Source organism: Pseudomonas brenneri, from assembly GCF_007858285.1.
GTDB classification, from domain to species: domain Bacteria; phylum Pseudomonadota; class Gammaproteobacteria; order Pseudomonadales; family Pseudomonadaceae; genus Aquipseudomonas; species Aquipseudomonas brenneri.
Map to the genome: position 1 here is coordinate 1 of NZ_VFIL01000027.1, position 1,227 is coordinate 1,227.

The 1,227-nt window shown below is 65.3% G+C and carries 1 protein-coding gene; it reads left to right on the top strand.

Going from position 1 to position 1,227, the window contains the following annotated elements; genetic code table 11:
• Positions 1 to 1,227, top strand: a 1,227-nt coding sequence (locus tag FJD34_RS27980) for a non-ribosomal peptide synthetase (protein ID WP_146552302.1), incomplete at both ends; no start/stop codon positions are given.

A 1,227-nucleotide genomic window follows, 5' to 3' on the forward strand; every position in this document is an offset into this window, starting at 1 on the left:
AGCTTACCCGGCCGGGCAGTGCATCCAGCAGTTGATCGAAGAACAGGCGGCGCGCACCCCAGAAGCGGTGGCGCTGGTGTTTGCCGAACAACAACTGAGCTACGCCGAACTCAATGCCCGGGCCAACCAGTGGGCGCACCGCCTGCTGGAACTGGGCGTCGGCCCGGACGTGCTGGTGGGCGTGGCGGTTGAACGGTCGCTGGAAATGGTCATCGGTTTGCTGGCGGTGCTCAAGGCCGGTGGCGCCTATGTGCCGCTGGACCCGGAATACCCGCAGGATCGCCTGAGCTACATGATCGAAGACAGCGGCCTCAAGCTGCTGCTGAGCCAGGCTCATCTGGCCTTGCCGATCCCGGCTCATGTGCAGGCGTTGGACCTGGGCCAGGCCCTGAGCGGCTACAGCAGCGCAAACCCACAGGTGACGCTGGACCCGGAAAACCTCGCCTATGCGATCTACACCTCCGGCTCCACCGGCAAGCCCAAGGGCGTGATGGTGCGCCATGGCGCGCTGACCAACTTCATTGTCAGCATGGCCGCCGCGCCGGGGATCGGTGCGCAGGATCGCCTGCTGTCGCTGACCACGTTCTCTTTCGACATCTTCGGCCTGGAGCTGTACACACCGTTGATGGTCGGCGGGCGTGTGGTCCTGGCCAGCCAGGACACCCAGCGCGATCCCGAGCTGATCCTGCAACAGGTGCAAGCGCAGGGCATCACGCTGCTGCAAGCCACGCCGTCGACCTGGCGCATGCTGCTGGAAAGCCCTAACGCAGGGGCCCTGGCGGGTCGTCGCTTCCTGTGCGGCGGCGAAGCGCTGGCCGATGAACTGGCAGTGCGCATGACGGCCCTGGGTGCGCAAACCTGGAACCTCTATGGCCCGACCGAAACCACCATCTGGTCGGCCTTGCAGCCGTTGAGCAGCGAACACAGCCACCCATACCTGGGCAAGGCGATCCACAACACCTCGCTGTACATCCTCGGCGAAGACCTGTCGGCCAACCCAGTGGGGGTGGCGGGTGAGTTGCTGATCGGTGGCGATGGCCTGGCGCGGGGTTATTTCGAACGTCCGGCACTGACCGCCGAGCGCTTCCTGCCCAACCCGTATGGCGAGCCGGGCGGGCGTTTCTACCGTACTGGCGACCTGGCGCGGTATCGCGCGGACGGGGTGATCGACTACATCAGCCGGATCGACCATCAGGTGAAGATCCGCGGTTTCCGTATCGAACTGGG